We start from the raw sequence: 25,652 nt of genomic DNA, 5'->3' as shown, positions 1-25,652 counted from the left end.
AAGAGGAACAACAGTAAAAATTTACTTTTTAAGCGTGTCGTTATAGCATCAAAAAAAACAATATTATTAACAAATTGATATCTTTGAATTTACCTAAAGCGGTACAGCCGACGATAATTTCCTGTCAATAAACCTTATCTCAAATAATCCCCTTTTGATTTTGTGGTTTTTCCTCTTTAACCAAAATCCTTACTAAGGATAATGGTATTCAATCATGTCATATTGCGGTGTTTTTCAGGGACATTTCCCCGAAAATAAAGATCCTTTCCGGCAAGATGCCGCGATGAAACCGTAAATAAGGCAGCGAACCGGGTACGTATAATAAAATAAATCCCTGTTTTCGCCTGACTAACCGCCATGACGTGATGACTCAACGCGCTGGTGTTTGACCTTTCGCTCAGCAAGAGTAAAGTGAAATAATTCAGACAGTTGAAGCATTCATGCACAGGAACGGCAATGAAAAAAACCGCGTGAGGCACGCGGTTTGAGACTGGCAAGAGAATGATTAATTGCCTGATGACGCTGCGCTTATCAGGCCTACAGATGACACACTTTTGTAGGCCGGATAAGGCGTTTATGCCACCATCTGGCTTATAGAATATGACCTAATGTCTGGCGCAGATGCGCGCCGGAACCTAACAAGCCAGGGTTATCATGGACAATCAGATAGACCGGAATACCGTGTACATAATCTTTAAAGCGGCCTTTATCTTCAAAGCCACCACGGAAGCCGGACGCTTTAAAAAATTCCAGGAAGCGCGGGACAATACCGCCAGCGATATAAACGCCGCCAAATGTCCCCATGGTTAACGCCAGGTCGCCGCCAAATCGCCCCATTATGACGCAAAAGAGCGACAACGCGCGGCGACAATCGATACAGCTATCCGCCAGGGCGCGTTCGGTAATATCTTTCGGGCGCAGATTTTCCGGCAGACGGTTGTCGGACTTAACAATCGCCCGGTAAAGATTCACCAGCCCCGGGCCAGACAGCACGCGCTCGGCGGAAACATGGCCAATTTCGGCGCGCAATATTTCCAGAATCATAGCTTCTTCTTCGCTATTAGGCGCAAAATCGACATGCCCGCCTTCGCCCGGAAGGCTAATCCAACGCTTATCCACATGCACCAGATGCGCCACGCCCAAGCCGGTTCCCGCGCCATACACCGCAATAGGTTTGCCGTCTACCGGTTCGCCGCCGCCGAACTGAATTAAATGCTCTTTTTTCAGCATCGGGATCGCCATCGACACGGCGGTGAAATCGTTGATGATTTCCAGATGGCTAAAGCCGAGATTTTTTTTCATTTCCGCAATAGAAAAAGCCCAGGTATGGTTAGTCATCGCTACCCAGTCACCGGTAATCGGGCAGGCTATGGCGATACAACCATCTTCCACGTTGACGCTATGCTCATCGAGATAAACGCGCACCACGGCCTCAAGACTGGGATAATCCAGGCCGGAATACGTTTTGGCCTGCGAGATTTCTCCACTGGCGATATCACACAGGGCAAGACGCGCATTCGTGCCGCCTACATCTCCTACTAAAGCATACTTTGTCATTCTTCTACTGCTCCGCTAAAGTCAAAATAAGTCTTTGTCACACTGTAAATTCATGGGGGCATAACAACAACGGCCATCAGGCTGACTGCCTATAAATATAGATCTTCATCACAGAATTACTTTCTTGTTTCAGCACCAATTGCAGCAATGCCGTCGGGCAGGCTGTGCAAAATAGGTATACGACCCCGTGTAAGGAAGAGATTATGTTCCACCCGCGTGCCCGAACGATGCTGCTGCTGTCGCTCCCTGCACTGATTATTGGCGTAGCGTCAAGCCTGGTTTTAATCGCCTCGATGAAAGTCGCGTCGGTTTTTCAGCAATTTCTTTGGCAACGACTGCCCGCCAGCATCGGCATCGCTTATGATTCGCCGTTCTGGATAGTGGGTATGCTCACGCTAACCGGGATCGTGGTGGGTTTGATTATCCGTTACAGTCCCGGACACGCTGGCCCCGATCCGGCCATCGAACCGTTAATCAGTATGCCGGTCTCGCCATCTGCGCTGCCCGGGCTGCTTCTCGCCTTAATCATCGGCCTTGCTGGTGGGGTAAGTTTGGGGCCAGAGCATCCGATAATGACAATAAATATCGCGCTGGCGGCGGCTTTCGGTTCCCGCCTGTTTCCGCGTATCACGGCGTTAGACTGGACGATTCTGGCCTCAGCGGGCACCATCGGCGCGCTATTCGGCACGCCCGTCGCCGCAGCGCTGATTTTTTCGCAAACCCTTAGCGGCTCTAACGATATTCCCATGTGGGATCGCCTGTTTGCGCCGTTAATGGCGGCAGCGGCGGGGTCACTCACTACCAGCCTGTTCTTTCATCCGCATTTTTCGTTACCCATCGCCCATTACACGCAGATGCGGCTGGTGGACATTGCCAGCGGAGCGATCGTCGCGGCGATCGCCATTGCTGCAGGGATGGTCGCCGTCTGGTGCCTTCCGCGTCTGCATGAGTTGCTGCACCGACTAAAAAATCCGGTCCTGATTCTCGGCATTGGCGGTTTTATACTGGGTATTCTGGGCGTCATTGGCGGGCCGCTTACCCTGTTTAAAGGCCTGGACGAAATGCAACAAATGGCGTTTAGCCAGACGTTGGGCGCGGGAGATTATTTTACCTTAGCCGCCGTCAAACTCGCCGCGCTGGTCATCGCGGCGGCGAGCGGCTTTCGCGGCGGGCGCATTTTTCCGGCTGTGTTTATCGGCGCGGCGCTGGGGCTCATGCTCCATGCTCATGTTGAGGCCGTACCCGCGGCGATTACCGTCTCCTGCGCGATTCTTGGCTTAGTGCTGGTAGTGACGCGTGATGGCTGGCTCAGTCTGTTTATGGCGGCAGTTGTCGTACCGGATACCAATCTGCTGCCGCTGCTCTGCATTGTGATGCTCCCCGCCTGGCTATTGCTGGCGGGAAAACCGTTGCTGGCCGCCAACCGTCACGAACCCTAATCCGGCGCAGCGGGGGCCATTATCCCCCGTTGCGGGCTTCCAGCGCCCGGGTCACGGTACGCAGTAATTCCGGCAGATCGGCTTTTGGCAACATCACTTCAATAAATGACAGACGTTGTGGGCGCGCCAGCCGTTCGAGGACCTCCGCCAGTTGGATAGCCTGCGTCACCCGCCAGCACTCCGCCTGTTGCGCCGCGTTTAGCGCCGGTGGTATCTGCGTCCAGTTCCAGCTCGCGATGTCGTTATACCGCTGGGCCGCGCCGTGAATGGCGCGCTCTACGGTATAGCCGTCATTGTTGAGCAGCAGGATGACCGGCGCCTGCCCGTCGCGTAACATCGAGCCCATCTCCTGAATCGTGAGCTGCGCCGCGCCATCGCCGATAACCAGAATCACCCGCCGATCGGGGCAGGCGGTTTGCGCGCCAAACGCGGCGGGCAAGGAATAGCCGATAGACCCCCACAGCGGCTGAACCACAACTTCCGCACCGTCAGGAAGCGACAACGCGGCAGCGCCAAAAGCGGCGGTCCCCTGGTCGACAAGGATAATATCGCCGGGTTTGAGATACTGCTGTAAAGTTTGCCAGAAACTTTCCTGGGTCAGTTCTCCCTTATCAATCCGCACTGGCTGTCCGGCGGAACGCGTCGGCGGCGGCGCAAAAGCGCATTCAAGGCACAGTTCGCGCAGCGTAGACACCGCCTGCGCCATCGGGAGGTTGAACCAGGTTTCGCCGATGCGCGACGCGTAAGGCTGAATCTCCAGCGTGCGTTCCGCCGGCAATTGTTGGGTAAATCCGGCCGTAAGGGTATCGACAAAACGGGTGCCGACGCAGATAACCCTATCGGCGTCCTCTATGGCCTGACGCACTTCTTTGCTGCTGGCGCCTGCGCTATAGGTGCCAACGAAGTTCGGGTGCTGCTCATCAAAAAGCCCCTTCCCCATCAGTAGTGTCGCATGAGCGATGGGCGTTTCCGCCATCCAGCGCTGCAACAGTGGTCGTAAACCAAAACGCCCGGCAAGAAAGTCGGCCAATAGCGCAATGCGCCGACTGTTCATCAGGCACTGACGGGCGTGGTAACGAAAAGCCGTCTCCACACCGCTTTGCGCTTCATGCACGGGCAACGCCAGCGCCTCCGTAGGCGGGATGGCCGTTTTTTTCGCCACGTCGGCGGGCAACATGATGTATCCTGGCCTGCGTGCGGCAAGCATTTCACCCAATACACGGTCAATCTCGAAACAGGCGTTCTGTTCATCCAATATTGAGCTGGCAACAGATATCGCCTGACTCATGCGATAAAAATGACGAAAATCGCCGTCACCGAGGGTATGGTGCATCAATTCGCCACGCTGCTGCGCAGCGCTACAGGGCGCGCCGACGATATGCAAGACCGGGACATATTCCGCGTAACTGCCCGCGATACCGTTAATAGCGCTAAGTTCTCCCACGCCAAAGGTGGTGAGTAGCGCTCCAGTGCCCGACATGCGCGCATAACCGTCCGCGGCATAAGCGGCGTTCAGCTCATTAGCGCATCCCACCCAACGCAAGGTCGGGTGGTCAATCACATGGTCAAGAAACTGCAAGTTATAATCGCCCGGTACGCCAAAAAGATGGCCAATGCCGCATCCTGCCAGTCTGTCCAGCAAATAGTCGGCCACGGTATAGGGGTTTTGCATGACAGCTTTCCTTCTGACGTTGACATTATGTTGAGTATTAAGGAATGGCGATGGCTGTCCAGCACGACGGGGATGAAAGCCTGGAAAACAATGTTTACAGCGGCGAACAGTAAAATCCGGATACCGCCTGGCGAGTGTAACCGTATACACTATTTATTCACGCCACAGGGGGAAAGGTCATGATTTATCAGCCCGATGAAAATCGTTATCACACAATGGAGTATCGTCGCTGCGGGCGCAGCGGCGTCAAACTTCCCGCCATTTCGCTGGGGTTATGGCACAACTTCGGCGATGCGACACGGGTAGAAAATAGCCGGGCGCTGCTGCAACGCGCGTTCGATCTGGGCATTACCCACTTTGATCTCGCCAATAATTATGGGCCGCCGCCGGGCTCCGCAGAATGCAATTTTGGCCGCATTCTGCAGGAAGATTTTTTACCGTGGCGCGATGAATTGATCATCTCCACCAAAGCGGGCTACACCATGTGGGATGGCCCTTATGGCGACTGGGGTTCACGGAAATACCTTATCGCCAGCCTCGATCAAAGCCTGAAACGTATGGGGCTGGAGTATGTCGACATCTTTTATCACCATCGTCCCGATCCCGAAACGCCGCTTAAAGAGACGATGAAAGCGTTAGATCACCTTGTGCGCCAGGGCAAAGCGTTGTACGTGGGGATCTCTAACTATCCTGCCGATCTGGCCAGACAAGCTATCGATATTCTGGAGGATCTCGGCACGCCTTGCCTGATTCATCAGCCTAAATATTCGCTTTTTGAGCGTTGGGTAGAGGACGGGCTGCTGGCGCTGTTGCAGGAAAAAGGCGTCGGTAGTATTGCCTTCTCGCCGCTGGCGGGCGGGCAGCTCACTGACCGTTATCTGAATGGCATTCCGGAAGATTCCCGCGCGGCGAGCGGAAGCCGTTTCCTTAAACCAGAACAGATTACCGCCGACAAACTGGAAAAAGTTCGCCAGTTGAATGAACTGGCTGCGCGACGGGGCCAAAAATTGTCTCAGATGGCGCTCGCCTGGGTGCTGCGTAACGATAACGTTACCTCGGTACTGATTGGCGCCAGCAAACCGTCGCAAATCGAAGACGCCGTAGGAATGCTGGCCAATCGCCGTTTTTCGGCGGCGGAATGTGCAGAAATTGACGCTATTCTGGAGGGCCGGTTTTAGCAAAAAATGCTCTCCTTCATGATTTAAGAGTTAAGGCGATGAAACAAATCTTTACTGCTTTGTAATATTGCATTAACAGGCCGGCGACGGCTCGATCGTGAAGGAGAGAAAGTATGTTCAGGTCACTGATTCTGGCGGCAGCCTTGCTGGCTTTTACACCGCTTGCCGCGAATGCGGGCGAAATCACCCTGTTGCCCTCAATAAAATTACAGATTGGCGATCGCGATGATTACGGTAACTACTGGGACGGTGGTCGCTGGCGCGACCGTGATTACTGGCACAACCATTATGAATGGCGTAAAAATCGCTGGTGGCGCCATGACAACGGCTATCATCGCGGCTGGGATAAGCGTAAAGCGTATGAACGCGGTTATCGGGAAGGCTGGCGCGATCGCGACGATCATCGCGGGCGAGGCCGGGGTCACAAACATCATCACTAAGCCTCCTGCTGAATAACAGCCCGATGACGCCCACGCATCGGGCCTGCTATCTTTCTGTCTTTATGACAATCCCATTACCGTTCCAACCAGCAACCAGATATTCAGGGCGACGACCAGCACGACAATTATCCAGCCAATCTGTTTTACCCGCCGGGTGTTCACCAGCTCGCCCATTAGCGTAGCGTTACTGGTGAAAATCAGGAGCGGCACCAGCGCCAGCGCAATACCAAAACTCAGCAGCACCTGGCTCATCACCAGAATTCGGGTAGGGTCCAGCCCCATCAAAATCACAATAAATGAGGGCAGCATGGTAATGGTGCGCCGTACCCACAGCGGAATGTGAAAACGGACAAACCCTTGCATCACCACCTGCCCCGCCAGAGTCCCTACCACGGTGGAGGAAAGCCCTGCCGCTACCAGACTAAGACCAAACACCGTTGCCGCCGCATGGCTTAGTAACGGTTCCAGCGTCAGGTATGCCTGATCGAGGTCGGCGATGCCAGTGTGGCCGCTAAAATGAAACGCCGCCGCGGCGGTTGCCATCATTGCCAGATTGACAAAACCGGCAATCGTCATGGCAATAGCGACATCCCATTTCGTTGCTGAGTACCGTTGTTGCCGCGTTCCGCCGTGCAGATGCTGCGTTAATGACGAGTGCAGATAAATCACGTGCGGCATAATCGTCGCGCCAAGCACGCCGGCGGCTAAGAATACGGCTTCCGGGTTCGGTAGCGCCGGGATAACCATTCCTTTGCCGAGCTGCGCCATATCAGGCTGAGAGAAAAACAGCTCCACAATGTAAGCAGCGGCGACAAAAAGCAGTAAACCGCCGATGACTTTTTCAAGCGGTTTTTGACCGCGGCGTTGTAACATTAAAATCAGAAACGTCGCGATACCGGTCAATACCGCGCCCTGTAATAAAGAGACGCCCAGGATCAGCTTAAAACCTATTGCCGCGCCGATAAATTCAGCTAAATCGGTGGCCATCGCGATGATTTCCGCCTGTACCCAGTAAAACCAGACTACCGGGCGCGGATAATGGTCGCGAATTTGCTCCGCCAGGTTCTTACCCGTGGCGATTCCGAGTTTTGCCGAGAGGATTTGAATCAGCATCGCCATCAGGTTCGCCCAGACCACCACCCAGAGTAGCTGGTAGCCAAAGCTGGCGCCGGCCTGAATATTGGTCGCGAAGTTACCAGGATCGATATAACCAATCGCGGCAATGAACGCAGGTCCCATTAATGCGAGCCGTAGCTTGCGCGCCGCCCGTCCGCTGCTATTCTCTACGCGATTGTCAGTCATCTTTTGCCTCAAAAACATAGCCTTTGCTATGTTTTATGCTATGTTTATTGATAATGATTATCAAGTGCATTTCAATGGGTACGGGTGATTACTTTGATAGTGTGAAACGATAGACCGATACGATGGCGACCTGTATCAGAACAGTTTGGCTTAACATTACAAGATTAGCACACTGATATAACTTTTCATTTTCATATTCAGTACAGTAAAAGTGTATTACAGATCACTAATTTTGAATCTCGTCACAGGTCCTTATTATAGTGTGTGTTGGATCTCGTTTTCTTTACGGCTGTTGCATAGAATGTGCACGAAAATTAAACCTGCCTCATATTTGGAGCAAATATGGACCGCGTCCTTCATTTTGTCCTGGCGCTTGCCGTTGTTGCGGTACTCGCACTGCTGGTTAGCAGCGACCGTAAAAAAATTCGCATTCGTTATGTCATTCAGTTACTTGTTATCGAAGTGCTACTGGCCTGGTTCTTCCTGAACTCTGATGTTGGCCTTGGCTTCGTAAAAGGTTTCTCCGAGATGTTTGAAAAACTGCTCGGATTTGCCAACGAAGGGACAAACTTCGTCTTCGGCAGTATGAACGATCAAGGTTTGGCGTTCTTCTTCCTGAAAGTATTGTGCCCGATTGTCTTTATTTCCGCGTTGATCGGTATTCTCCAGCATATCCGTGTTCTGCCAGTGGTCATCCGCGCTATTGGTTTCCTGCTGTCCAAAGTAAACGGTATGGGCAAACTGGAATCTTTTAACGCCGTCAGCTCGCTGATCCTCGGCCAGTCTGAGAACTTTATCGCTTATAAAGATATCCTCGGCAAAATGTCTCGCAACCGTATGTACACTATGGCTGCAACGGCGATGTCGACCGTTTCCATGTCTATCGTAGGCGCGTATATGACCATGCTGGACCCTAAATATGTGGTCGCAGCGCTGGTTCTGAACATGTTCAGCACCTTTATCGTACTGTCGCTGATCAACCCCTATACCGTTGATGCCAGCGAAGAAAATATTCAGATGTCGAACCTGCATGAAGGCCAAAGTTTCTTCGAAATGCTGGGCGAGTACATTCTGGCAGGTTTTAAAGTGGCGATTATCGTCGCGGCGATGCTGATCGGCTTCATCGCGCTGATCGCGGCGCTGAACGCGCTGTTCGCAACGGTTACCGGTTGGTTCGGTTACAGCATCTCCTTCCAGGGCATTCTGGGTTACATCTTCTACCCGGTCGCATGGGTAATGGGCGTACCGTCCAGTGAAGCGCTGCAGGTGGGCAGTATCATGGCGACCAAACTGGTTTCCAACGAATTCGTGGCGATGATGGATCTGCAGAAAATCGCCTCTACCCTCTCTCCACGCGCTGAAGGCATTATCTCCGTCTTCCTGGTGTCCTTCGCGAACTTCTCTTCCATCGGTATTATTGCGGGCGCGATTAAAGGCCTGAACGAAGAGCAAGGCAACGTGGTTTCCCGTTTTGGTCTGAAGCTGGTGTACGGTTCTACGCTGGTGAGCGTACTGTCCGCCTCTATCGCGGCGCTGGTACTGTAAGTCTGCGTTTAATGTAGAAACCGGGGAGCTATCCCCGGTTTTTTTATGCCGCTTATTTACCTAACGGGCGCGGGCGGCCAATCAGATATCCCTGCAAACTGTGTACGCCAAGCTGCAATAGCAGATCGCGCTGCGCAGGCGTTTCAACAAACTCAGCCACGACGCTCAACGATTTCGCTTTCGCTAAATCAGTGATGGATTTCACGATCATCGCATCCAGGGAGTCCGTCAGGATATCTTTTACGAAACAACCGTCGATTTTAATGATGTCCGCCTTGAGGCGTTTTAGCCGTTCATAGTTTGCATAACCGGTACCGAAATCATCAATGGCGATTTTTAGGCCAAATTTACGCAACTGGTTGATATTGTGCATACTGATTTCGGAATGAGAGAAGGCCTGTTCTTCAGTAATTTCGATGATGACCGAAGCAGGCGGGACGCCATAGCGTTTAAAAAGCTGCATAATGCGCGACGCCGTCTCTTTTTGCAGCAGCGTCAGCGGCATCAAATTAACCGAGAAACGCGCCCCCTGCTCCGCCGAAGGATGCGCGGACAACCATTGCAGGAGCGCTTCCATCACCTGCATATCAAACCGTACGCTCAGGTTAAACTGGGCGATAAGCGGAATGAACTGATTGGGCATCATGATACCGTCGTCGCACCGAAGCCGCGTCAGAATCTCGTCATACCCTTTTCCCTGCGCGTCGCGAATGGGTTGCGCATACAAAACCAGCGCACCACGCTCCAGCGCCTGACGGATTTTCTGCAACCGCAGCACCCGTTCCGTCGTCTGCCCGGAAGCGGCTTCAATACTCTGGGTCAGTGCAAGCACCCGACGGTGCGAACAGGATTGCTCCGCCAGCCAGCTTAATTGCCCCAACAGCGGTTGCAAGGTTTCCTGGCGACCATCGAATGTTCCCCACGATGCGCCGTATTCCATGTCCAGACCGGTATTGTTCCAGTAAATTTTGCGGTTATTAAGCACATTGAGCATATATTGCAGGCGGGCTTCCGTCTCCGGTCCCGTCAATACCAGCAATAATTCACTGCCCGGCAGATGGAAAATTTTCTCCTTTTCCAGCAGCAGCGGCTGCAACACGCGAAACACCTCGCGTTCGCAATGCACGCGCATCTGCATACCGTAATGACGGCTCAGAAATTCCAGGTTTTCCATGCGTAAATAACACACGCTTTGCCCGGCATCCTGTAAAAGAAACTGCTCCAGCGCACGCAGGTTAGGCAGCTGCGTCAACGGATCGGTCAACGCCTGCGAGTGCCATTGTCGATTCAACCATTCGCTACGCTGATTAATCCGCGCCATGTACAACAAACAAATACTAAAAGAAATGAGAACTGAAAGGATAAATGCCAGCGAATATTCTGAGCCCACGCCCTGCAGAAAATTGCGGTTATAGCTAAGCAGGAATAGCGCAGTGAGAGCCCAACTAAAATTCAACAGCGGATAGCTGATTTTCCCCACGCCGATGGTAAATCCGATGAACAGAACTGGCACCAGATAGCCAGCAATATACTTTGTCTCGAAAGGCGTACACAGCACCGCTAATAGCGTCGCCAGAGTGGCAAACCAGAGAAGCGTAAACAGGCGTTTTTCTTTGGCGAGATAAGGAGCGACATCCCTCCGCCAGAAAATACGAATATAGTGCGGGCTAACTATCATCCGCAGCGGATAATAGAAAAAGAGGGTAAAAATAAGCGCGGCAGAAATCAGACTCAATAAATCGACAATCGAGAAAATAGCGGTGCCGGTGCCAAAGAAGGTAGAGATTGTCACCGGGAAAGCCAGGTAGTGCCCCGCCAGATGCATACTGATTTTTATGCCAAACGGCGTCATTAACCCTAACCAGAAAACGCGTAGCCAGATGCCTTGGTTGGGTATTCCGTAGCGCCAGCGCGCGCCCAGCTGCCAGCGAACGATAGCGCAAACCAGCAACACGGGAAACGTCTGGCAAAATAGCAGCACCATCGCCTGTGGCAGAGGTAAATGAAAATTCCATTCATTAGTCAACATCATTCCGCCTACCATCGGCGCGACGCCACGGCGGCCAAATAAGAACAGCACGGAAAACATGACGCAGAGCGGTAGCCAGGCCAGAAAGATATAGCTGGAATCAATTGTGGCGCGGGGAGAAATGAGACGGGATAGCAGAACAGCCGGAACAGTCAGGCAGAAAGCCAGTAAAAATATTTTTATATTTTTTAATACGTTACACTTATCCAGCATTGCTTTAATGCTCACATCATTATATAAGGCGCATGAATAATAAGTATATTCGCATTATGAAGCAATCTAACAAAAGCTCATATTGACCGCAAAAGCAGCGGCAAACAAACGCACCTGAAGAGCAGATCAGACGCCATGAATTTTGTGACAAAAAGCAAAAACCCCCGCTTTTCAGCGAGGGTTTGAATATTGGTGGAGCTAAGCGGGATCGAACCGCTGACCTCTTGCATGCCATGCAAGCGCTCTCCCAGCTGAGCTATAGCCCCACTACGTAAAGCTTGTCGAGTTGACGGGCGGCATCATATGAATTCCCTCGGCATGTGTCAACGGCAAAATGAACTTGCCGAATTCAATCGCTGAAAAAGCATTCAAATAAAGGACATTGCGGCACAACTCGCATTCAGTAGTTAAACACGTCACGGTTTCGACTAAAATGGTGCTATAAAATGAACCACTAATTAACCCCACGACTATTCAGGGAATCGTTATGTTCAAGGAACGGATGACGCCAGAAGAACTCGCTAATCTCACCGGTTACAGCCGACAAACCATCAATAAATGGGTACGGAAAGAAGGCTGGGCAACATCGCCCAAACCTGGCGTCCAGGGCGGTAAAGCCCGTCTGGTTCATGTAAACGAACAGGTTCGTGAATATATCCGCAGCGCTGAACGTTCAGTTGACCATCACGCAGACACATTCACGCCTGCCAGCAACGCATCGCTTGAAGCGCTGCTTATGACGCTCGCCAAAGAGATGACCTCATCCGAGCAGAAACAGTTTACCTCTCTCCTCGTGCGTGAAGGGATTACCGGTTTGTTACAACGCTTAGGGATACGCGATAGCAAATAATATGAAAAGATTACGCAGTAAAATGACCACTGAAGAGCTGGCTGAATGCCTCGGCGTGGCCAGACAAACCGTCAATCGCTGGATCAGAGAACAACACTGGAAAACCGAAAAATTTCCCGGCGTCAAAGGCGGACGCGCAAGACTCATCCATATTGATGCCAGCGTGCGGGAGTTTATTCTCAATATTCCGGCTTTTCGCAAACTGCCTGCGTTTTATCAGGCGGAAGAGGCTTTCGCAGAATATGCGAACGCGGCGCACAGTCACGCTTATCGACAAATTATTGATGCCGTTGAAAATATGTCTGCTCAGGAACAGGAAAAACTGGCGCTGTTTTTATCGCGGGAAGGTATTCGCGGATTTCTGACGCGTTTAGGTATCAATGAGGCGGACTAACAAATAATAAACGGCAGGCGTCTGCCCTGCCGTTTATTCTGTTTCAGCTGGCGTTACTGCTGGCTTTCACGCTCGGCGATAAAGCCCAGCGCTTTGTTGATGCGCTCAATGCTGCGGGTTTTGCCAATCGCATGTACGGTGACATCCAGCGCAGGCGACTGCCCGGCACCGGTCACAGCCACACGCAGCGGCATCCCTACTTTACCCATCCCCACTTCCAGCTCATCCGCCGTGGCCTGAATCGCGTGGTGGACGTTTTCTGCTGACCAGTCCGTAATCGCCGACAGCTTGTCGCGCACCACTTCCAGCGGCTGACGCGCCACCGGGCGGAGGTGTTTTTTCGCCGCATCGGCGTCAAACTCGCTGAAGTCTTCATAGAAGTAGCGGCAGCTCTGCGCCATCTCTTTCAGAGTTTTGCAGCGTTCGCCCAGCAACTTCACCAGTTCAGCAAGCTGCGGGCCGTTACGGGTGTCGATATTTTCCTGCTCGATATGCCACTGCAAATGCGTCGCCACATATTCCGGCGCCAGCGTATTGATATAGTGGTGGTTCAGCCACAGCAGTTTATCGGTGTTGAACGCGCTCGCAGACTTGCTCACCGCACCGAGGGAGAACAGCTTGATCATCTCTTCGCGGGTGAAGATTTCCTGATCGCCGCTGGACCAGCCCAGACGCACCAGATAGTTCAGCAACGCTTCCGGCAGATAACCGTCATCGCGATACTGCATCACGCTCACCGCACCGTGACGTTTAGACAGCTTTTTACCGTCGTCGCCGTTAATCATCGACACATGCGCGTACATCGGCACCGGCGCGTTTAACGCTTTCAGAATGTTAATCTGGCGCGGAGTATTGTTGATATGGTCTTCGCCACGAATCACATGGGTAATTTCCATATCCCAGTCGTCCACCACCACACAGAAGTTGTAGGTCGGCGAACCGTCGGTACGACGAATGATCAGATCGTCCAGCTCCTGATTGCTGAATTCGATCGGCCCACGGATCTGATCATCAAAAATAACGGAACCGTCCTGCGGGTTAGCAAAGCGCACCACGCATGGCTCATCGTCGGCATGATGTTCGTGACTGTGGCGGCAGCGCCCGTCATAACGCGGCTTCTCGCCTTTCGCCATCTGATCTTCACGCAGTTGCTCCAGACGCTCTTTAGAGCAGTAGCATTTATAGGCCGTTCCCGCCTCCAGCATCTCGTCAATCACCGCGTTATAGCGATCAAAACGTTTGGTCTGGAAATATGGGCCTTCGTCCCATTCCAGGTTCAGCCAGTTCATACCATCCATGATGGCTTCAATGGCTTCCGGCGTGGAACGCTCAAGATCGGTGTCTTCAATACGCAGCACGAACTCACCGCCGTGGTGACGTGCGAAAAGCCAGGAATAAAGAGCAGTACGCGCGCCGCCGACGTGCAGATAACCTGTCGGGCTAGGCGCGAAGCGAGTTTTGATTTTCATGAAATGGCCTTACGTTTATAAAGATGCCGACAACCGGCAAATCCTGGAAAGATGAATAGCCTTGTATTCTATCACTGTGGCTTGATTCCTCAATGTTGATCCGGTCAGAACGCTACGCTTTGCTATTTCCGTATAGAAATCATGCAGCGCGGAGTAATTCACGATCGTTTTGTTTAATTTTACGACGAACAAACAAAAACTTTAGAAAATGCGTTGACTCATTTTCAACTCTCCCTATAATGCGACTCCACACAGCGGGGGTGATTAGCTCAGCTGGGAGAGCACCTCCCTTACAAGGAGGGGGTCGGCGGTTCGATCCCGTCATCACCCACCAACTACTTTATGTAGTCTCCGCCGTGTAGATAAGAAATTGAGAAGTGGGTGATTAGCTCAGCTGGGAGAGCACCTCCCTTACAAGGAGGGGGTCGGCGGTTCGATCCCGTCATCACCCACCACTTCGGGTCGTTAGCTCAGTTGGTAGAGCAGTTGACTTTTAATCAATTGGTCGCAGGTTCGAATCCTGCACGACCCACCAATGTAAAAAAGCGCCCTAAAGGCGCTTTTTTTGCTATCTGCGATTTATAAGATTCGAACCTGCCGCAAGTTCGGGTCTTGCCTGATGCGCTGCGCTTATCAGGCCTACAGACGACACTGCACACGTAGGCCGGATAAGACGTTAGTCGCCATCCGGCGCAGACGACACCGCACGCGTAGGCCGGATAAGACGTTAGTCGCCATCCGGCGCAGACGACACCGCACACGTAGGCCGGATAAGACGTTAGTCGCCATCCGGCGCAGACGACACCGCACTCGTAGGCCGGATAAGACGTTAGTCGCCATCCGGCACAGACATCATACCGTCAACGCCGCCACCAGTTTCTCCAGTGCTGGCGTTGCCTGCTGCTGGTCATACACAATATACAAATCCGCCGGAATACGTTCCTCTAACGGACGGAACACCACACCCGGCCAGCTCATTTGCGCATAGCCATCAGCCATCAACGTAATCCCAATCCCCATACTGATCATCGCCAACACCGTTTGCGGCTCAACCACTTCCCGAATAATCATTGGCGAGAAACCCGCCTGTTGGCATACACGTTGTAAAAATCCCCAATCAGAATGCACGGAAGGCAGCGTGACAAAATATTCATTGCGCAACGCCGCCAGCGGCACAGAATCTCTGGATGCCAGATCGTGATCTTCCGGAACTGCAACCATGAATGCAGATTCATGCAAACGTATGCTGGTAAAACCGACTGCCGGTTCGATAGCCATACGCCAGATCCCTGCATCAAGCTCCCGACGCTCTAACAACGCCATTTGCATACCTGGAGACTTTTCGCGAAAAAGTACTTCAACATTGGGGTTTGCTTTCAAAAAGTGACGCATCGCAGGGCGCATTCTTCCCCACAGCGCCGTACCAACCACACCCAGTTCAATGCGCCCCGCTTCACCGCGACCAATCTGCTCCACTCGCGCCAGCGCCTGATTTGCATTGGCTAACAAGCGACGTGACTCTTCCATCAAAACTTTCCCGGCATGGGTTAATGCAACGCTGCGGGAATGACGAATAAACAACAATGTACCCAGTTGCTGTTCAAGTTCTTTGATATGGATACTCAAGGGAGGTTGTGACATATTTAACCGGGCAGCAGCCCGGCCAAAATGCAATTCTTCTGCAACAGCGAGGAAATAACGTAATAGCTTTAGATCAATACGATGGGCTCGTTCCATCACTATCGCACTCCAGCAATAAGGGATAACGTCTGGAATTTACCATATTACCTAGTAAAAAATAGATTTAACGACAAGATACCCAATATACATAAATACAATAGATAACACCCCGGGTAAAACATTTGGTGCAGGAATAGGTATACGGCATAAAGTAAAAAATGCGCCAATACCAAATCCAATACCGGAAGAGAGAATAATTTCTTTCATGCTGTGTCCTTGTTCATAAAAATGGACTGGCGAACATCCTCTCGCCAGTCAAATAAAATTAATGTGCTAATGATTTGGTCGACAGTTTTTCTGGATGGTGCTGATATTTAAAGAACAATGCAAAAATAACGGCCAATGCCAGAGCGTAGGCGGCAAAGACCAGCCAGATGGTTTGCCAATCTTTTACGCCATCAATAGAAAAATAATCCACGGCCATACCGCTTAAAAGAGACCCAATCCACGCCCCCACGCCGTTAACCATGGTCATAAATAGCCCCTGCGCGCTGGCGCGAATACTTGAGTCCACCTCCTGCTCTACAAATACTGACCCTGAGATGTTGAAGAAATCAAATGCGCAGCCATAAACAATCATCGACAGCAGCAATAGCACAAAGCCAAACGGGGATGGATCGCCAAAGGCAAAGAAGCCGAAACGCAGCGTCCATGCCAGCATGCTCATCAGCATTACCGTTTTAATACCAAAGCGTTTAAGGAAGAACGGAATGGTGAGGATAAAGCCCACTTCCGCCATCTGCGAAACTGAAAGCAAGATAGAGGGATACTTCACCACAAAACTACCGGCAAACTCAGGATTACGGGCAAAATCATGCAGGAACGGATTACCGAAGACATTGGTAATTTGCAGCACCGCCCCCAACATCATCGCAAACAAAAAGAAGATTGCCATGCGTGGATTTTTAAACAGAACAAAAGCATCCAGTCCGAGCTTACTGGCAAGCGTGGTGTTCGCCTTCTTCTCGGCTACCGGAATTTTCGGTAACGTCAGTGCATACAGGGCCAGCAATAACGATGCGCCAGAAGCGATGTATAATTGCGCACTGCTCAGTTCCAGCCCCATCAGGCTCACCGTCCACATCGCAACAATAAAACCTATTGTGCCGAAAACGCGCACAGGCGGAAATGACGTTACCGGATCCTGACCTGCTTTCGCCAGACAGGAGTACGAAACGCTATTGGATAATGCAATCGTTGGCATATACGCCATCGCATTAACCAACATCACCCAGAACATCGTCTGGGGATCGGTAACGGTGGTGGCGTACAATAACGCCCCCGCGCAAACCAGATGGCAAAGCATATAGGCTCGCTCAGCGCGCAGCCATTTATCAGCAATGATCCCCATAATGCCCGGCATGATAATCGCTGCCAGCCCTTTTGAGCTGTAGACCATACCAACATTCGCGCCGGTAAAATCCAGTGTATTGATCATGTAAGAGCCCAGGGTAACCAGCCAGCTCCCCCAGATAAAATATTGCAAGAACGACATGACTTTTAAGCGGGACGTAATACCCATTTTTTATTCCTTGCCGTGAGATAAAGCCCCAATACGGGGCCGTAGTCATTGTGTTTAGGCCAGCTTACGTAAAAAGCCGCAAATCAGATTTATAAAGTTCTGCCGAGAAAGTTCAGCCGCAGCCAGCGTTTGCGCATGGGAGAGTTTTACATCGCCCAGCCCTTCCGCCAGATTGGTGATCGCTGAGACAGCAACAACTTTGAGACCACAATGACGTGCGCTAATCACCTCAGGGACAACGGACATTCCGACCACATCGCCGCCAATAATCTGCATCATGCGGATTTCTGCCGCCGTTTCGAAGTTCGGACCCGGATAAGAAACAAATACGCCTTCAGTGAGGGGGAATCCCTCCTCTGCCGCAACGGACTGAAGCATGGCGCGATAATCTGCGTCATAAGCATTAGCCAGCGAGAAGAAGCGATCGCCATAACGATCATCGTTTGGCCCCACCATCGGCGTACCGGGCATCGTATTAATGTGATCGCTAAGCGCAACCAGGCTACCCGGCCCCACTTCCGGACGCAGAGATCCTGCCGCATTGGTGCAGAACAACACTTCACAGCCCAGTAATTTCAACGTGCGAATGGCATCGGTCATCACCGCCATTCCACGCCCTTCATAAAAATGCCCGCGGCCTTTCATACAGGCCACCGGAACACCCGCCAGATGGCCGAGCACCAGTTCACCAGCATGGCCGTGTACGGTGCTGACGGGAAATCCCGGCAATTTCTCGTAAGAAATGGCTACCGCATCTTCGATTTGATCCGCCAGAGCACCCAACCCGGAACCTAAAATAAACGCGACTCGCGGGGTAAATGCCGGTTTATGTGCATGAATAATATCAACACAATACTCAGGATTATGAGAAAAAAGAGCGTGAGGCATAAGTTTCCTTGTTCTATCGGATTTAATTTGACTCCTTTTTATAACGACCATCGCCCCTTGCTGACCAATACACTTTTCACGTGTCATCAATAGCCATTTAATATCGATAGATTTAGATCGCTTCTGTATTAATACAGAGGTAAAACAGTATTGGTTTTTGCTTGCACTTCATATTAACAATATGCCGCTTTCATATTTATAAATTGCCTCTTTTTAATTAACCCATTAATAATTATCGGCATAGGGAAATATGCTATGAAAAAAATTCTTACTCTGACGCTTTCTTCTTTGCTCATTATTCCCACACTCACCCATGCGGAATTTAAAGGCGGGTTCGCCGATATCGGCCTCCATTACCTCGACTGGACATCAGACACCACGGAAAAAACCAGTAAAAAATCTCATAAAGATGATTTTGGGTACCTGGAACTGGAAGGCGGAGCGAATTTTAGCTGGGGAGAAATGTACGTTTTTTTCGACTGGGAAAATTTTTACAATGGCCGCCACGCTAAACCCGGCAGCGAACAGCGTTACACCTTTAAAAATACTAACCGTATTTATCTGGGCGATACAGGATTAAACCTCTATCTCCATGCCTACGGGACGTACGGTTCACCTCATCGCGCTAATTTCCATGATGACATGTTTCTCTATGGTTTAGGCTATAACTTCGCAGGTAACGGTTACTGGTTTAAACCCTTCTTTGCCAAACGTTATACCGATCAGACCTACTACACAGGCGATAATGGTTATGTATTAGGTTGGGTGGCCGGCTATAGCTTCTCGTTGGGTAGTGAGAAATTCAGCGTAACGAACTGGAATGAGTATGAGTTTGACCGCGATGCGTCCTACGCTGCGGGCAATGGCGGGAAAGATGGCATTAATGGCGCAGTAGCGCTGTGGTGGAATGCGACTCCTCACCTGACCGCAGGAGTACAATATCGTTACGCTGATAATAAGTTAGGAGAATCCTTCCTGCAGGATGGCATTATTTATTCCATCAAATACCTGTTTTAATGCACTGCCCTGTCAAAAATGGCAGGGCAAGACCGCACCTCACGCACGGACAGATAGATATTTATAGCTGATACAGTGGATCTTTCGCCCTCGCGGCGGTTAATTCGCTGGCCTGGGTGCGTACTACATCCCATAACGCCTGCGCCGCGGTGGATAAAGAACGGTTTTTTCGCCGCGCCAGCATGAGCTGCCTTTCAACTACGGGCGTCAGCCGTTTAACCTGTAAGTGGCTGCCCTGCGGGAGCGGTAACGCCAGCGCGGGCAGTACGCTGATGCCGATTCCCGCTTCCACCATTGGAAAAAGCGTGGCCGGGTGACCAATCTCCTGAACAATATTGGCATCAATCGAAAAGTGGGCCAACGCCGCATCAATCAGCGGTCGACTGCCGGAAGCATAATCCTGTAAGACCAGCGACGCCTGTTTAAGATCCTGCCAGCTTACCCATTCCTGATGCGCCAGCGGATGATCCTGGCGACACAACAGTAAAAAAGGCTCTGATAAGATGGCTTCACACTGTAAATCCACCGCTGCGCCAGGATCGATAACGATGCCAAAATCCACTTCTCCCTGACGGATACTCTCCAGCACCCACTGCTGCGGACGATCGTGCAATACAAAATCAATAGCGGGATAAAGTGAATTACTTTGGGCAATGCATTGCGGAATAAGATGCGCAGAAATGGTTTGGCTCGCGGCAACGCGCACGGTGCCGGTTAATTGTGTCCCTACTCTGCCTGCATCGCGCAGTATGCTGTTCAGTTCATCAAGCACCCGCTCCAGACGCGTCGCCAGTTGTTGCCCCGCCTCGGTCAGCACCACCTCACGCGTGGTGCGATCCAGCAGTCTGACGCCGGTTTGCCGCTCCAGCTCTTTTACGCTATGACTGACCGCAGACTGGCTCAGTCCAATCCTGTCCCCTGCCCGGCTAAAACTTTTGGTCTGGGCGACGGTAATAAAAATACGCAGTTGACGCAGTGAATAGTTCATCGACTAAATTCATATATAGATGCAATAAATCAATTTTATTTCTCAAAGCGAAAAACGCAAAATAGCTGCACCGACTTTCAGGAGTTTTTATGAAACTTTTTCGTATCCTTGACCCTTTCACGCTGACACTTATCACCGTGGTACTACTGGCCTCTTTTTTCCCGGCGGAAGGCGGCTTTGTGCCTGTCGTTGAAGGTATTACGACAGCGGCTATCGCTCTGCTGTTTTTTATGCATGGCGCGAAGCTTTCACGTGAAGCGATCATCGCTGGCGGCAGCCACTGGCGGTTGCACCTGTGGGTCATGTGCAGCACTTTTGTGCTCTTTCCTGTCCTCGGCGTACTGTTTGCCTGGTGGGCGCCTGTCAATGTCGACCCTATGCTCTACAGCGGCTTTCTGTATCTGTGTATTTTGCCCGCCACCGTGCAGTCTGCGATTGCGTTTACTTCACTCGCGGGCGGTAACGTCGCGGCCGCGGTGTGCTCAGCGTCTGCGTCCAGTCTGCTGGGCATTTTCCTGTCGCCGCTGCTGGTCGGTCTGGTAATGAATATTCATGGCGCGCAGGGCAGTCTGGAAGAGGTGGGCAAAATTATGCTGCAACTGCTGCTGCCTTTTGTGCTGGGACACCTGTCTCGCCCGTGGATCGGCAACTGGGTCGCGCGCAACAAAAAGTGGATCGCGAAAACGGATCAGACCTCTATTCTGCTGGTGGTCTACTCGGCGTTCAGCGAAGCGGTGGTCAACGGCATCTGGCACAAAGTCGGCTGGGGATCGCTGCTGTTTATCGTCGTGGTCAGCCTCATACTGTTGGCGATCGTCATCGCTATTAACGTCTTTGTCGCCCGTAAATGCGGCTTCAATAAAGCCGACGAAATCACTATTGTTTTCTGCGGTTCGAAAAAAAGCCTGGCCAACGGGATCCCGATGGCCAATATTCTTTTTCCGACGTCAGTGCTGGGTATGATGGTATTACCGCTGATGATCTTCCACCAGATCCAACTGATGGTCTGCGCAGGGCTGGCGCGGCGCTACAAACGCCAGACCGAGAAGTTACAGGCGCAGCAGGAAAGCCGCGCCGCGAAAGCTTAAAGCGGGCGTTTCAGGGGCTGTACCAGTTGCGTCAGCCCCTCGGTTTTAATCAGCAGAGTGATTTGCATCAACTCCCCCAGTTTACCCGCCGGAAATTGATCTTTACGGGCAAACCACAGCAAATACTCTTCCGGAAGGTCGATCAATCGACGTCCCTGATATTTGCCGAACGGCATCACGGTGTTGGCGATTTCAACCAGCTGCTCTTTTTCCATCTCAGGCATCCAGTAAGCGGATCATTTCCGCTTCATCAATCACGGTAATACCCAGTTCCTGCGCTTTGGTCAGTTTGGAACCCGCCGCTTCACCGGCAATCACCAGATCGGTTTTCTTCGATACGCTGCCTGCCACTTTCGCGCCCAGCGCCACTAAACGCGCTTTAGCGTCATCGCGGGACATCTGGCTCAGGCTACCGGTTAGTACCACGGTTTTACCGGCAAACGGGCTATCGATCTCTTGCACATTAATGACTACCGGCGCGGGCCAGTGAACCCCTTCCGCCAGTAGCTGCCCAATCACGTCACGATTACTCTCTTCGGCAAAAAAGTTAAAGACGTGCGTAGCGACCACAATCCCCACGTCAGGTACTTTCTGCAACTCGTCAATGGTGGCGGCCTGCAGCGCCTCCAACGTGCCGAAATAAGCCGCCAGCCCCGCCGCCGTCGCCTCACCCACTTCACGGATGCCCAGCGCATAGAGAAAACGCGCAAAGGTCGTCGCTTTGGCTTTTTCCAGCGCGTTTACAACATTTTGCGCGGACTTTGGCCCCATTCGGTCCAGGCCGGTCAGTTTACCCGCCGTCAGACGGAACAGATCCGCTGGCGTATGGACATACTCCCTTTCCACCAGTTGGTCGATGATCTTATCGCCCATCCCGTCTACATCCATCGCCCGGCGCGACACAAAATGTTTCAGCGACTCTTTACGCTGCGCGCCGCAAATCAGCCCGCCGGTACAACGGGTAACGGCTTCGCCTTCAACGCGCTCTACGTCCGATCCGCACACCGGACAGTGCGTTGGAAACACAATCGGACGCGTCTCTTCAGGGCGTTCGGACAGAACCACGTTGACCACCTGAGGGATCACATCTCCTGCCCGACGGATAACCACCTTATCGCCAATACGCAAGCCAAGCCGTTCAATTTCATCGGCATTATGCAACGTGGCATTGCTGACCAGCACACCAGCCACCTGAACTGGTTCCAGACGCGCCACCGGCGTAATCGCCCCGGTGCGCCCGACCTGAAACTCAACATCGCGCACAAAAGTCATCTGCTCCTGAGCAGGGAATTTAAACGCCACCGCCCAGCGCGGCGCGCGGGCCACAAAGCCCAGCTGTTCCTGCAAAGCCAGCGAGTTGACCTTAATCACCACGCCGTCGATATCAAAACCGAGCGTGGGGCGATCTTTTTCGACGTTGTGATAAAAATCCAGTACCGCCTGGGGAGAATCGCACAGCGTCACGCGATCGCTGACCGGTAGCCCCCACGCTTTAAATTGCAGCAAACGTCCCAGATGCGTATCCGGCAACTCGCCGCCTTCCAGAATACCGACGCCGTAGCAGAAAAATGTTAGTGGTCGCTTCGCCGTAATACGCGGATCGAGCTGACGCAGCGAGCCCGCCGCCGCGTTACGCGGGTTAGCAAACACTTTGCCGCCAGTACGGCGCGCGTCTTCATTGATCTTTTCGAACCCGGCCTGCGGTAAAAATACCTCTCCGCGAACTTCAAGACGCGCCGGAATGTTATCGCCATGCAGCTTTAAAGGAATGGCACGAATCGTGCGCACGTTTGAAGTGATATCTTCACCGGTGGTGCCGTCGCCACGCGTCGCAGCGCTCACCAGCACGCCGTTTTCATACAGAATGCTGACCGCCAGGCCATCCAGTTTTAGCTCGCAGCACCAGATGACATTTTCCGTGCTTTTTAGACGATCCTGCACTCGCTTGTTAAACGCCAGGAAGCTTTCTTCATCAAATACGTTATCGAGCGACAGCATCGGTACTTCATGGCGAATCTGGTTGAATGCCGTCAGCGGCGCCGCGCCAACGCGCTGCGTGGGCGAATCCGGCGTGATAAGGTCCGGACGTTGCGCCTCCAGCTCTCGCAGTTCCCGCATCAGGCGGTCATATTCGGCGTCGGGAATCTCCGGCGCATCCATCACATGATACAGATATTCATGATGGCGAAGCGTGGTTCGCAGTTCTGTCAGTTGTTGTTCGATTGGTTCCATATCACACCATCAATGATAAAAAACCCCCGACAGGCGGGGGTTACGTTAAAAATGTCACACCTGCGTTAACCTCAGGCGTTAGCGTCCATCACCTCGCGGATGCGGTCCTGATATTCGCGCAGTTTCTGCGGCGTCATCATCCGACGCTGGTCATCCAGCACGACGCCGCCGACCTCATCAGCGATATGCTGCGCGGATTGCAGCATCAGCTTGAAGTTCTGCAGCGCATCGCCGTAAGACGGTACCTGCATAAAGATAGTGACGCCAGGCGTAGTGAAGTCCGTCATTTCAGGATCGAACGTTCCCGGATTGACCATATTCGCGAGACTGAACAAGGCCGGGCCGCTGCCGTCCGGGCTCAAATGACGATGGAAAATATTCATATCGCCAAATTTAAAGCCTGACTGCTGAATACTGTTCAGTAACACTTCACCATTAAGCTCGCTGCCATGATGGGCCGCGACGTTCATAATGATGACCGCCTCTTTACGCTGCGGTTTTTCCACAACCGGCGCTTCTTCCACTACCGGTTCCGCCTCAACCACAGGTTCCGCAGGCTGGAAGGTTTGCGCTGATGGCGGCGGCGCGGGCTGCGCAACAGGCTGCGGCGTTTGCGACGGCGGTGCAGGCTGCTGTTGCGGCGGCTGTACCGGCGGCGCAGATGGCTGAACCTGCTGAGGCTGCGGCGCAGGTTGGACCGGTTGCTGAACCGGCTGTTGCATCGGCGCTTGCGGCTGCGGCGGCGCCGCTGGACGCGGTTGCGCAGACGCATAAGGCGGCTGGTACTGGTGTTGCGGCGACTGACGAGGGGCATCATGCTCCTGCGGCTGGCCGGGGGCATGATTTACGCGGTGAACACGAACTTCACCCACGCCTTCGTCTTCTTCAACATCGTCGTCATACGAGTCGTCGTCGCGTTTCGATTTCATGCGTTTTAGTGGACGATCGCGGAACATAGAAGATCGTTCTTTACGGCTGGTCCAGAAACCATGTACCAGTAAAGCGATTATGGCGATCGCGCCAACAATGATTAATATCAGACGCAAATCCTGCATCATTATATTCTCTGTTGTTCTAACACCTTGCCACCACGGCAAACATTTACTCACTAAGAGTATTTGCCGATTACGTCAAGTGCAAGTGTACTGTTGGCTTTCGCAGCATAAAGATGAAGGAAAATGTACTTTTTGCTGTTTTTTCGAACATTTCCGAACTATCCACCGTCTGATAACCGGGTAAGATATCCCACGTTTACCCAGGGCTTTAAGAAAAAGGAGTATGTCCTGAATATGGTTTCATCATCCACAACCGTACCACGTAGCGGCGTCTATTATTTCTCGCAAGGATGGAAGTTAGTCACCCTACCGGGAATCCGCCGCTTTGTTATTTTACCTTTGCTGGTCAACATTGTGCTGATGGGCGGCGCATTTTGGTGGCTGTTTACGCAGCTTGACGCCTGGATACCTTCGTTGATGAGTCATGTGCCGGACTGGCTGCAATGGCTGAGCTATCTGCTGTGGCCGATTGCGGTTATCTCTGTTCTGCTGGTCTTTGGCTATTTTTTCTCTACCCTCGCCAACTGGATCGCCGCGCCGTTTAACGGCCTTTTAGCCGAACAGCTTGAGGCGCGGTTAACCGGCGCCACGCCGCCAGATACCGGCATACTCGGCATCATGAAAGATGTACCGCGCATTATGAAACGTGAATGGCAAAAGCTGGCGTGGTATCTGCCGCGCGCTATTGTGCTGCTGGTTCTCTATTTCATTCCTGGCATTGGCCAAACCATCGCGCCGGTGTTGTGGTTTTTGTTCAGCGCCTGGATGCTGGCGATCCAGTATTGCGACTACCCGTTTGATAACCACAAAGTGCCGTTTAAAACGATGCGCGCCGCGTTGCGCACGCAGAAGGTGGCGAATATGCAATTTGGCGCGCTCACCAGCCTCTTTACGATGATTCCGGTGCTTAACCTGTTCATTATGCCTGTCGCCGTCTGTGGCGCGACGGCAATGTGGGTTGATTGCTGGCGTGCTAAGCACGCGTTATGGAAATAACGTAAAAATGTATAAATAAGAGATGGCTTATGCTGTCT

The 25,652-nt window shown here is 52.2% G+C and carries 22 protein-coding genes and 4 tRNA genes; 12 read left to right on the top strand and 14 right to left on the bottom strand.

Translation table 11 applies throughout. From position 1 onward, the window contains the following. Positions 1–591 precede the first annotated feature (591 nt). Positions 592–1,557 (bottom strand): glucokinase, encoded by a 966-nt coding sequence (glk, locus tag ACLJPE_RS17860; RefSeq protein ID WP_000170372.1) that lies wholly within the window; start codon positions 1,555–1,557, stop codon positions 592–594. Positions 1,558–1,760: 203 nt separating this feature from the next. Here glk and ACLJPE_RS17855 point away from each other — a divergent pair, with 203 nt between their 5' ends. Then, positions 1,761–2,996, top strand: a complete 1,236-nt coding sequence (locus ACLJPE_RS17855) for an ion channel protein (RefSeq protein WP_000468928.1) — start codon at positions 1,761–1,763, stop codon at positions 2,994–2,996. A gap of 19 nt (positions 2,997–3,015) precedes the next feature. On the opposite strand, the gene ACLJPE_RS17850 is transcribed toward ACLJPE_RS17855, so the two are convergent. Then, positions 3,016–4,668: an alpha-keto acid decarboxylase family protein gene (locus ACLJPE_RS17850; protein ID WP_001180876.1), complete on the bottom strand. Its 1,653-nt coding sequence runs from the start codon at positions 4,666–4,668 to the stop codon at positions 3,016–3,018. A gap of 179 nt (positions 4,669–4,847) precedes the next feature. On the opposite strand from ACLJPE_RS17850, the gene mgrA reads away from it, so the two are divergent. Beyond that, complete coding sequence (gene mgrA, locus ACLJPE_RS17845) at positions 4,848–5,846, top strand: L-glyceraldehyde 3-phosphate reductase (RefSeq protein WP_000640283.1); 999 nt, start codon at positions 4,848–4,850, stop codon at positions 5,844–5,846. A 113-nt stretch (positions 5,847–5,959) separates the two neighbouring features. Then, positions 5,960–6,286, top strand: coding sequence for a DUF2502 domain-containing protein YpeC (gene ypeC, locus ACLJPE_RS17840; protein ID WP_000490091.1), 327 nt, complete (start codon positions 5,960–5,962; stop codon positions 6,284–6,286). A gap of 60 nt (positions 6,287–6,346) precedes the next feature. Here ypeC and ACLJPE_RS17835 read toward each other — a convergent pair whose 3' ends face one another. Next, positions 6,347–7,588 carry an Nramp family divalent metal transporter gene (locus ACLJPE_RS17835; protein WP_000131734.1) on the bottom strand — a complete coding sequence of 414 codons (1,242 nt, stop codon included), beginning with the start codon at positions 7,586–7,588 and terminating at the stop codon, positions 6,347–6,349. A gap of 342 nt (positions 7,589–7,930) precedes the next feature. On the opposite strand from ACLJPE_RS17835, the gene nupC reads away from it, so the two are divergent. Continuing rightward, positions 7,931–9,133: a nucleoside permease NupC gene (gene nupC / locus ACLJPE_RS17830; RefSeq protein WP_000376343.1), complete on the top strand. Its 1,203-nt coding sequence runs from the start codon at positions 7,931–7,933 to the stop codon at positions 9,131–9,133. Positions 9,134–9,185: 52 nt separating this feature from the next. Here the strand turns inward: nupC and ACLJPE_RS17825 are convergent, their stop codons facing one another. Beyond that, positions 9,186–11,375, bottom strand: a complete 2,190-nt coding sequence (locus tag ACLJPE_RS17825) for a sensor domain-containing phosphodiesterase (protein WP_000884546.1) — start codon at positions 11,373–11,375, stop codon at positions 9,186–9,188. A gap of 190 nt (positions 11,376–11,565) precedes the next feature. Beyond that, positions 11,566–11,641, bottom strand: a tRNA-Ala gene (locus tag ACLJPE_RS17820). Positions 11,642–11,862: 221 nt separating this feature from the next. On the opposite strand from ACLJPE_RS17820, the gene ACLJPE_RS17815 reads away from it, so the two are divergent. Then, entirely contained in the window at positions 11,863–12,225 is a 363-nt protein-coding gene (locus ACLJPE_RS17815; protein ID WP_000472034.1) for a MerR family transcriptional regulator, read from the top strand. A 1-nt stretch (position 12,226) separates the two neighbouring features. After that, positions 12,227–12,619, top strand: coding sequence for a MerR family transcriptional regulator (locus tag ACLJPE_RS17810; protein ID WP_000826514.1), 393 nt, complete (start codon positions 12,227–12,229; stop codon positions 12,617–12,619). 53 nt (positions 12,620–12,672) lie between these two features. On the opposite strand, the gene gltX is transcribed toward ACLJPE_RS17810, so the two are convergent. Further along, complete coding sequence (gltX, locus tag ACLJPE_RS17805) at positions 12,673–14,088, bottom strand: glutamate--tRNA ligase (protein WP_000695623.1); 1,416 nt, start codon at positions 14,086–14,088, stop codon at positions 12,673–12,675. Between the two features lie 258 nt (positions 14,089–14,346). Between gltX and ACLJPE_RS17800 the strand changes: the two genes are divergently transcribed. From ACLJPE_RS17800 to ACLJPE_RS17790, 3 genes are all read left to right on the top strand, one after another. Next, positions 14,347–14,422, top strand: a tRNA-Val gene (locus ACLJPE_RS17800). A gap of 45 nt (positions 14,423–14,467) precedes the next feature. Beyond that, a tRNA-Val gene (locus tag ACLJPE_RS17795) sits at positions 14,468–14,543 on the top strand. A 4-nt stretch (positions 14,544–14,547) separates the two neighbouring features. Then, positions 14,548–14,623 (top strand) — tRNA-Lys (locus ACLJPE_RS17790). Positions 14,624–14,940: 317 nt separating this feature from the next. On the opposite strand, the gene ACLJPE_RS17785 is transcribed toward ACLJPE_RS17790, so the two are convergent. From ACLJPE_RS17785 to xapA, 4 genes are read right to left on the bottom strand one after another with little or no spacing between them, the layout of a single operon-like run. Then, entirely contained in the window at positions 14,941–15,825 is an 885-nt protein-coding gene (locus ACLJPE_RS17785) for a LysR family transcriptional regulator (RefSeq protein WP_000438884.1), read from the bottom strand. 51 nt (positions 15,826–15,876) lie between these two features. Next, positions 15,877–16,035: a XapX domain-containing protein gene (locus tag ACLJPE_RS17780; protein ID WP_000658727.1), complete on the bottom strand. Its 159-nt coding sequence runs from the start codon at positions 16,033–16,035 to the stop codon at positions 15,877–15,879. A 58-nt stretch (positions 16,036–16,093) separates the two neighbouring features. Then, a complete protein-coding gene (locus ACLJPE_RS17775) occupies positions 16,094–17,350 on the bottom strand; it encodes a nucleoside permease (RefSeq protein ID WP_023215011.1) in 1,257 nt (418 codons plus the stop codon). 54 nt (positions 17,351–17,404) lie between these two features. Continuing rightward, complete coding sequence (gene xapA, locus ACLJPE_RS17770) at positions 17,405–18,238, bottom strand: xanthosine phosphorylase (RefSeq protein ID WP_001119755.1); 834 nt, start codon at positions 18,236–18,238, stop codon at positions 17,405–17,407. A gap of 255 nt (positions 18,239–18,493) precedes the next feature. Here xapA and ACLJPE_RS17765 point away from each other — a divergent pair, with 255 nt between their 5' ends. Next, complete coding sequence (locus tag ACLJPE_RS17765; protein WP_000722939.1) at positions 18,494–19,255, top strand: outer membrane protein OmpK; 762 nt, start codon at positions 18,494–18,496, stop codon at positions 19,253–19,255. A gap of 61 nt (positions 19,256–19,316) precedes the next feature. Here the strand turns inward: ACLJPE_RS17765 and ACLJPE_RS17760 are convergent, their stop codons facing one another. Beyond that, positions 19,317–20,243, bottom strand: coding sequence for a LysR family transcriptional regulator (locus tag ACLJPE_RS17760; RefSeq protein WP_001109838.1), 927 nt, complete (start codon positions 20,241–20,243; stop codon positions 19,317–19,319). 89 nt (positions 20,244–20,332) lie between these two features. Between ACLJPE_RS17760 and ACLJPE_RS17755 the strand changes: the two genes are divergently transcribed. Beyond that, positions 20,333–21,331, top strand: coding sequence for a bile acid:sodium symporter family protein (locus ACLJPE_RS17755; RefSeq protein ID WP_000765569.1), 999 nt, complete (start codon positions 20,333–20,335; stop codon positions 21,329–21,331). Here ACLJPE_RS17755 and ACLJPE_RS17750 read toward each other — a convergent pair. From ACLJPE_RS17750 to zipA, 3 genes are all read right to left on the bottom strand, one after another. Next, the gene (locus ACLJPE_RS17750; protein ID WP_001519708.1) at positions 21,328–21,546 is read right to left on the bottom strand and encodes a DUF3820 family protein; all 219 of its coding nucleotides are present in this window, start codon (positions 21,544–21,546) and stop codon (positions 21,328–21,330) included. The two genes, ACLJPE_RS17755 and ACLJPE_RS17750, sit on opposite strands and share 4 nt — an antisense overlap. A gap of 1 nt (position 21,547) precedes the next feature. After that, entirely contained in the window at positions 21,548–23,563 is a 2,016-nt protein-coding gene (gene ligA / locus ACLJPE_RS17745; RefSeq protein ID WP_000433269.1) for an NAD-dependent DNA ligase LigA, read from the bottom strand. A 71-nt stretch (positions 23,564–23,634) separates the two neighbouring features. Beyond that, a complete protein-coding gene (gene zipA, locus ACLJPE_RS17740) occupies positions 23,635–24,621 on the bottom strand; it encodes a cell division protein ZipA (protein WP_000983115.1) in 987 nt (328 codons plus the stop codon). 231 nt (positions 24,622–24,852) lie between these two features. Here zipA and cysZ point away from each other — a divergent pair, with 231 nt between their 5' ends. Then, positions 24,853–25,614, top strand: coding sequence for a sulfate transporter CysZ (cysZ, locus tag ACLJPE_RS17735; protein ID WP_000255008.1), 762 nt, complete (start codon positions 24,853–24,855; stop codon positions 25,612–25,614). Positions 25,615–25,652 lie beyond the last annotated feature (38 nt).

It is taken from the genome of Salmonella sp. SAL04196 (assembly GCF_046550835.1).
GTDB classification, from domain to species: Bacteria; Pseudomonadota; Gammaproteobacteria; order Enterobacterales; family Enterobacteriaceae; genus Salmonella; species Salmonella enterica.
This window is presented reverse-complemented; position numbering and strand designations above follow the sequence as displayed.

Excerpts from the sequence above, each read along its gene's own strand:
- glk (WP_000170372.1), bottom strand. The coding sequence starts at position 1,557 with ATGACAAAGTATGCTTTAGTAGGAGATGTAGGCGGCACGAATGCGCGT.
- ACLJPE_RS17855 (WP_000468928.1), top strand. The coding sequence starts at position 1,761 with ATGTTCCACCCGCGTGCCCGAACGATGCTGCTGCTGTCGCTCCCTGCA.
- ACLJPE_RS17850 (WP_001180876.1), bottom strand. The coding sequence starts at position 4,668 with ATGCAAAACCCCTATACCGTGGCCGACTATTTGCTGGACAGACTGGCA.
- mgrA (WP_000640283.1), top strand. The coding sequence starts at position 4,848 with ATGATTTATCAGCCCGATGAAAATCGTTATCACACAATGGAGTATCGT.
- ypeC (WP_000490091.1), top strand. The coding sequence starts at position 5,960 with ATGTTCAGGTCACTGATTCTGGCGGCAGCCTTGCTGGCTTTTACACCG.
- ACLJPE_RS17835 (WP_000131734.1), bottom strand. The coding sequence starts at position 7,588 with ATGACTGACAATCGCGTAGAGAATAGCAGCGGACGGGCGGCGCGCAAG.
- nupC (WP_000376343.1), top strand. The coding sequence starts at position 7,931 with ATGGACCGCGTCCTTCATTTTGTCCTGGCGCTTGCCGTTGTTGCGGTA.
- ACLJPE_RS17825 (WP_000884546.1), bottom strand. The coding sequence starts at position 11,375 with ATGCTGGATAAGTGTAACGTATTAAAAAATATAAAAATATTTTTACTG.
- ACLJPE_RS17815 (WP_000472034.1), top strand. The coding sequence starts at position 11,863 with ATGTTCAAGGAACGGATGACGCCAGAAGAACTCGCTAATCTCACCGGT.
- ACLJPE_RS17810 (WP_000826514.1), top strand. The coding sequence starts at position 12,227 with ATGAAAAGATTACGCAGTAAAATGACCACTGAAGAGCTGGCTGAATGC.
- gltX (WP_000695623.1), bottom strand. The coding sequence starts at position 14,088 with ATGAAAATCAAAACTCGCTTCGCGCCTAGCCCGACAGGTTATCTGCAC.
- ACLJPE_RS17785 (WP_000438884.1), bottom strand. The coding sequence starts at position 15,825 with ATGGAACGAGCCCATCGTATTGATCTAAAGCTATTACGTTATTTCCTC.
- ACLJPE_RS17780 (WP_000658727.1), bottom strand. The coding sequence starts at position 16,035 with ATGAAAGAAATTATTCTCTCTTCCGGTATTGGATTTGGTATTGGCGCA.
- ACLJPE_RS17775 (WP_023215011.1), bottom strand. The coding sequence starts at position 17,350 with ATGGGTATTACGTCCCGCTTAAAAGTCATGTCGTTCTTGCAATATTTT.
- xapA (WP_001119755.1), bottom strand. The coding sequence starts at position 18,238 with ATGCCTCACGCTCTTTTTTCTCATAATCCTGAGTATTGTGTTGATATT.
- ACLJPE_RS17765 (WP_000722939.1), top strand. The coding sequence starts at position 18,494 with ATGAAAAAAATTCTTACTCTGACGCTTTCTTCTTTGCTCATTATTCCC.
- ACLJPE_RS17760 (WP_001109838.1), bottom strand. The coding sequence starts at position 20,243 with ATGAACTATTCACTGCGTCAACTGCGTATTTTTATTACCGTCGCCCAG.
- ACLJPE_RS17755 (WP_000765569.1), top strand. The coding sequence starts at position 20,333 with ATGAAACTTTTTCGTATCCTTGACCCTTTCACGCTGACACTTATCACC.
- ACLJPE_RS17750 (WP_001519708.1), bottom strand. The coding sequence starts at position 21,546 with ATGGAAAAAGAGCAGCTGGTTGAAATCGCCAACACCGTGATGCCGTTC.
- ligA (WP_000433269.1), bottom strand. The coding sequence starts at position 23,563 with ATGGAACCAATCGAACAACAACTGACAGAACTGCGAACCACGCTTCGC.
- zipA (WP_000983115.1), bottom strand. The coding sequence starts at position 24,621 with ATGATGCAGGATTTGCGTCTGATATTAATCATTGTTGGCGCGATCGCC.
- cysZ (WP_000255008.1), top strand. The coding sequence starts at position 24,853 with ATGGTTTCATCATCCACAACCGTACCACGTAGCGGCGTCTATTATTTC.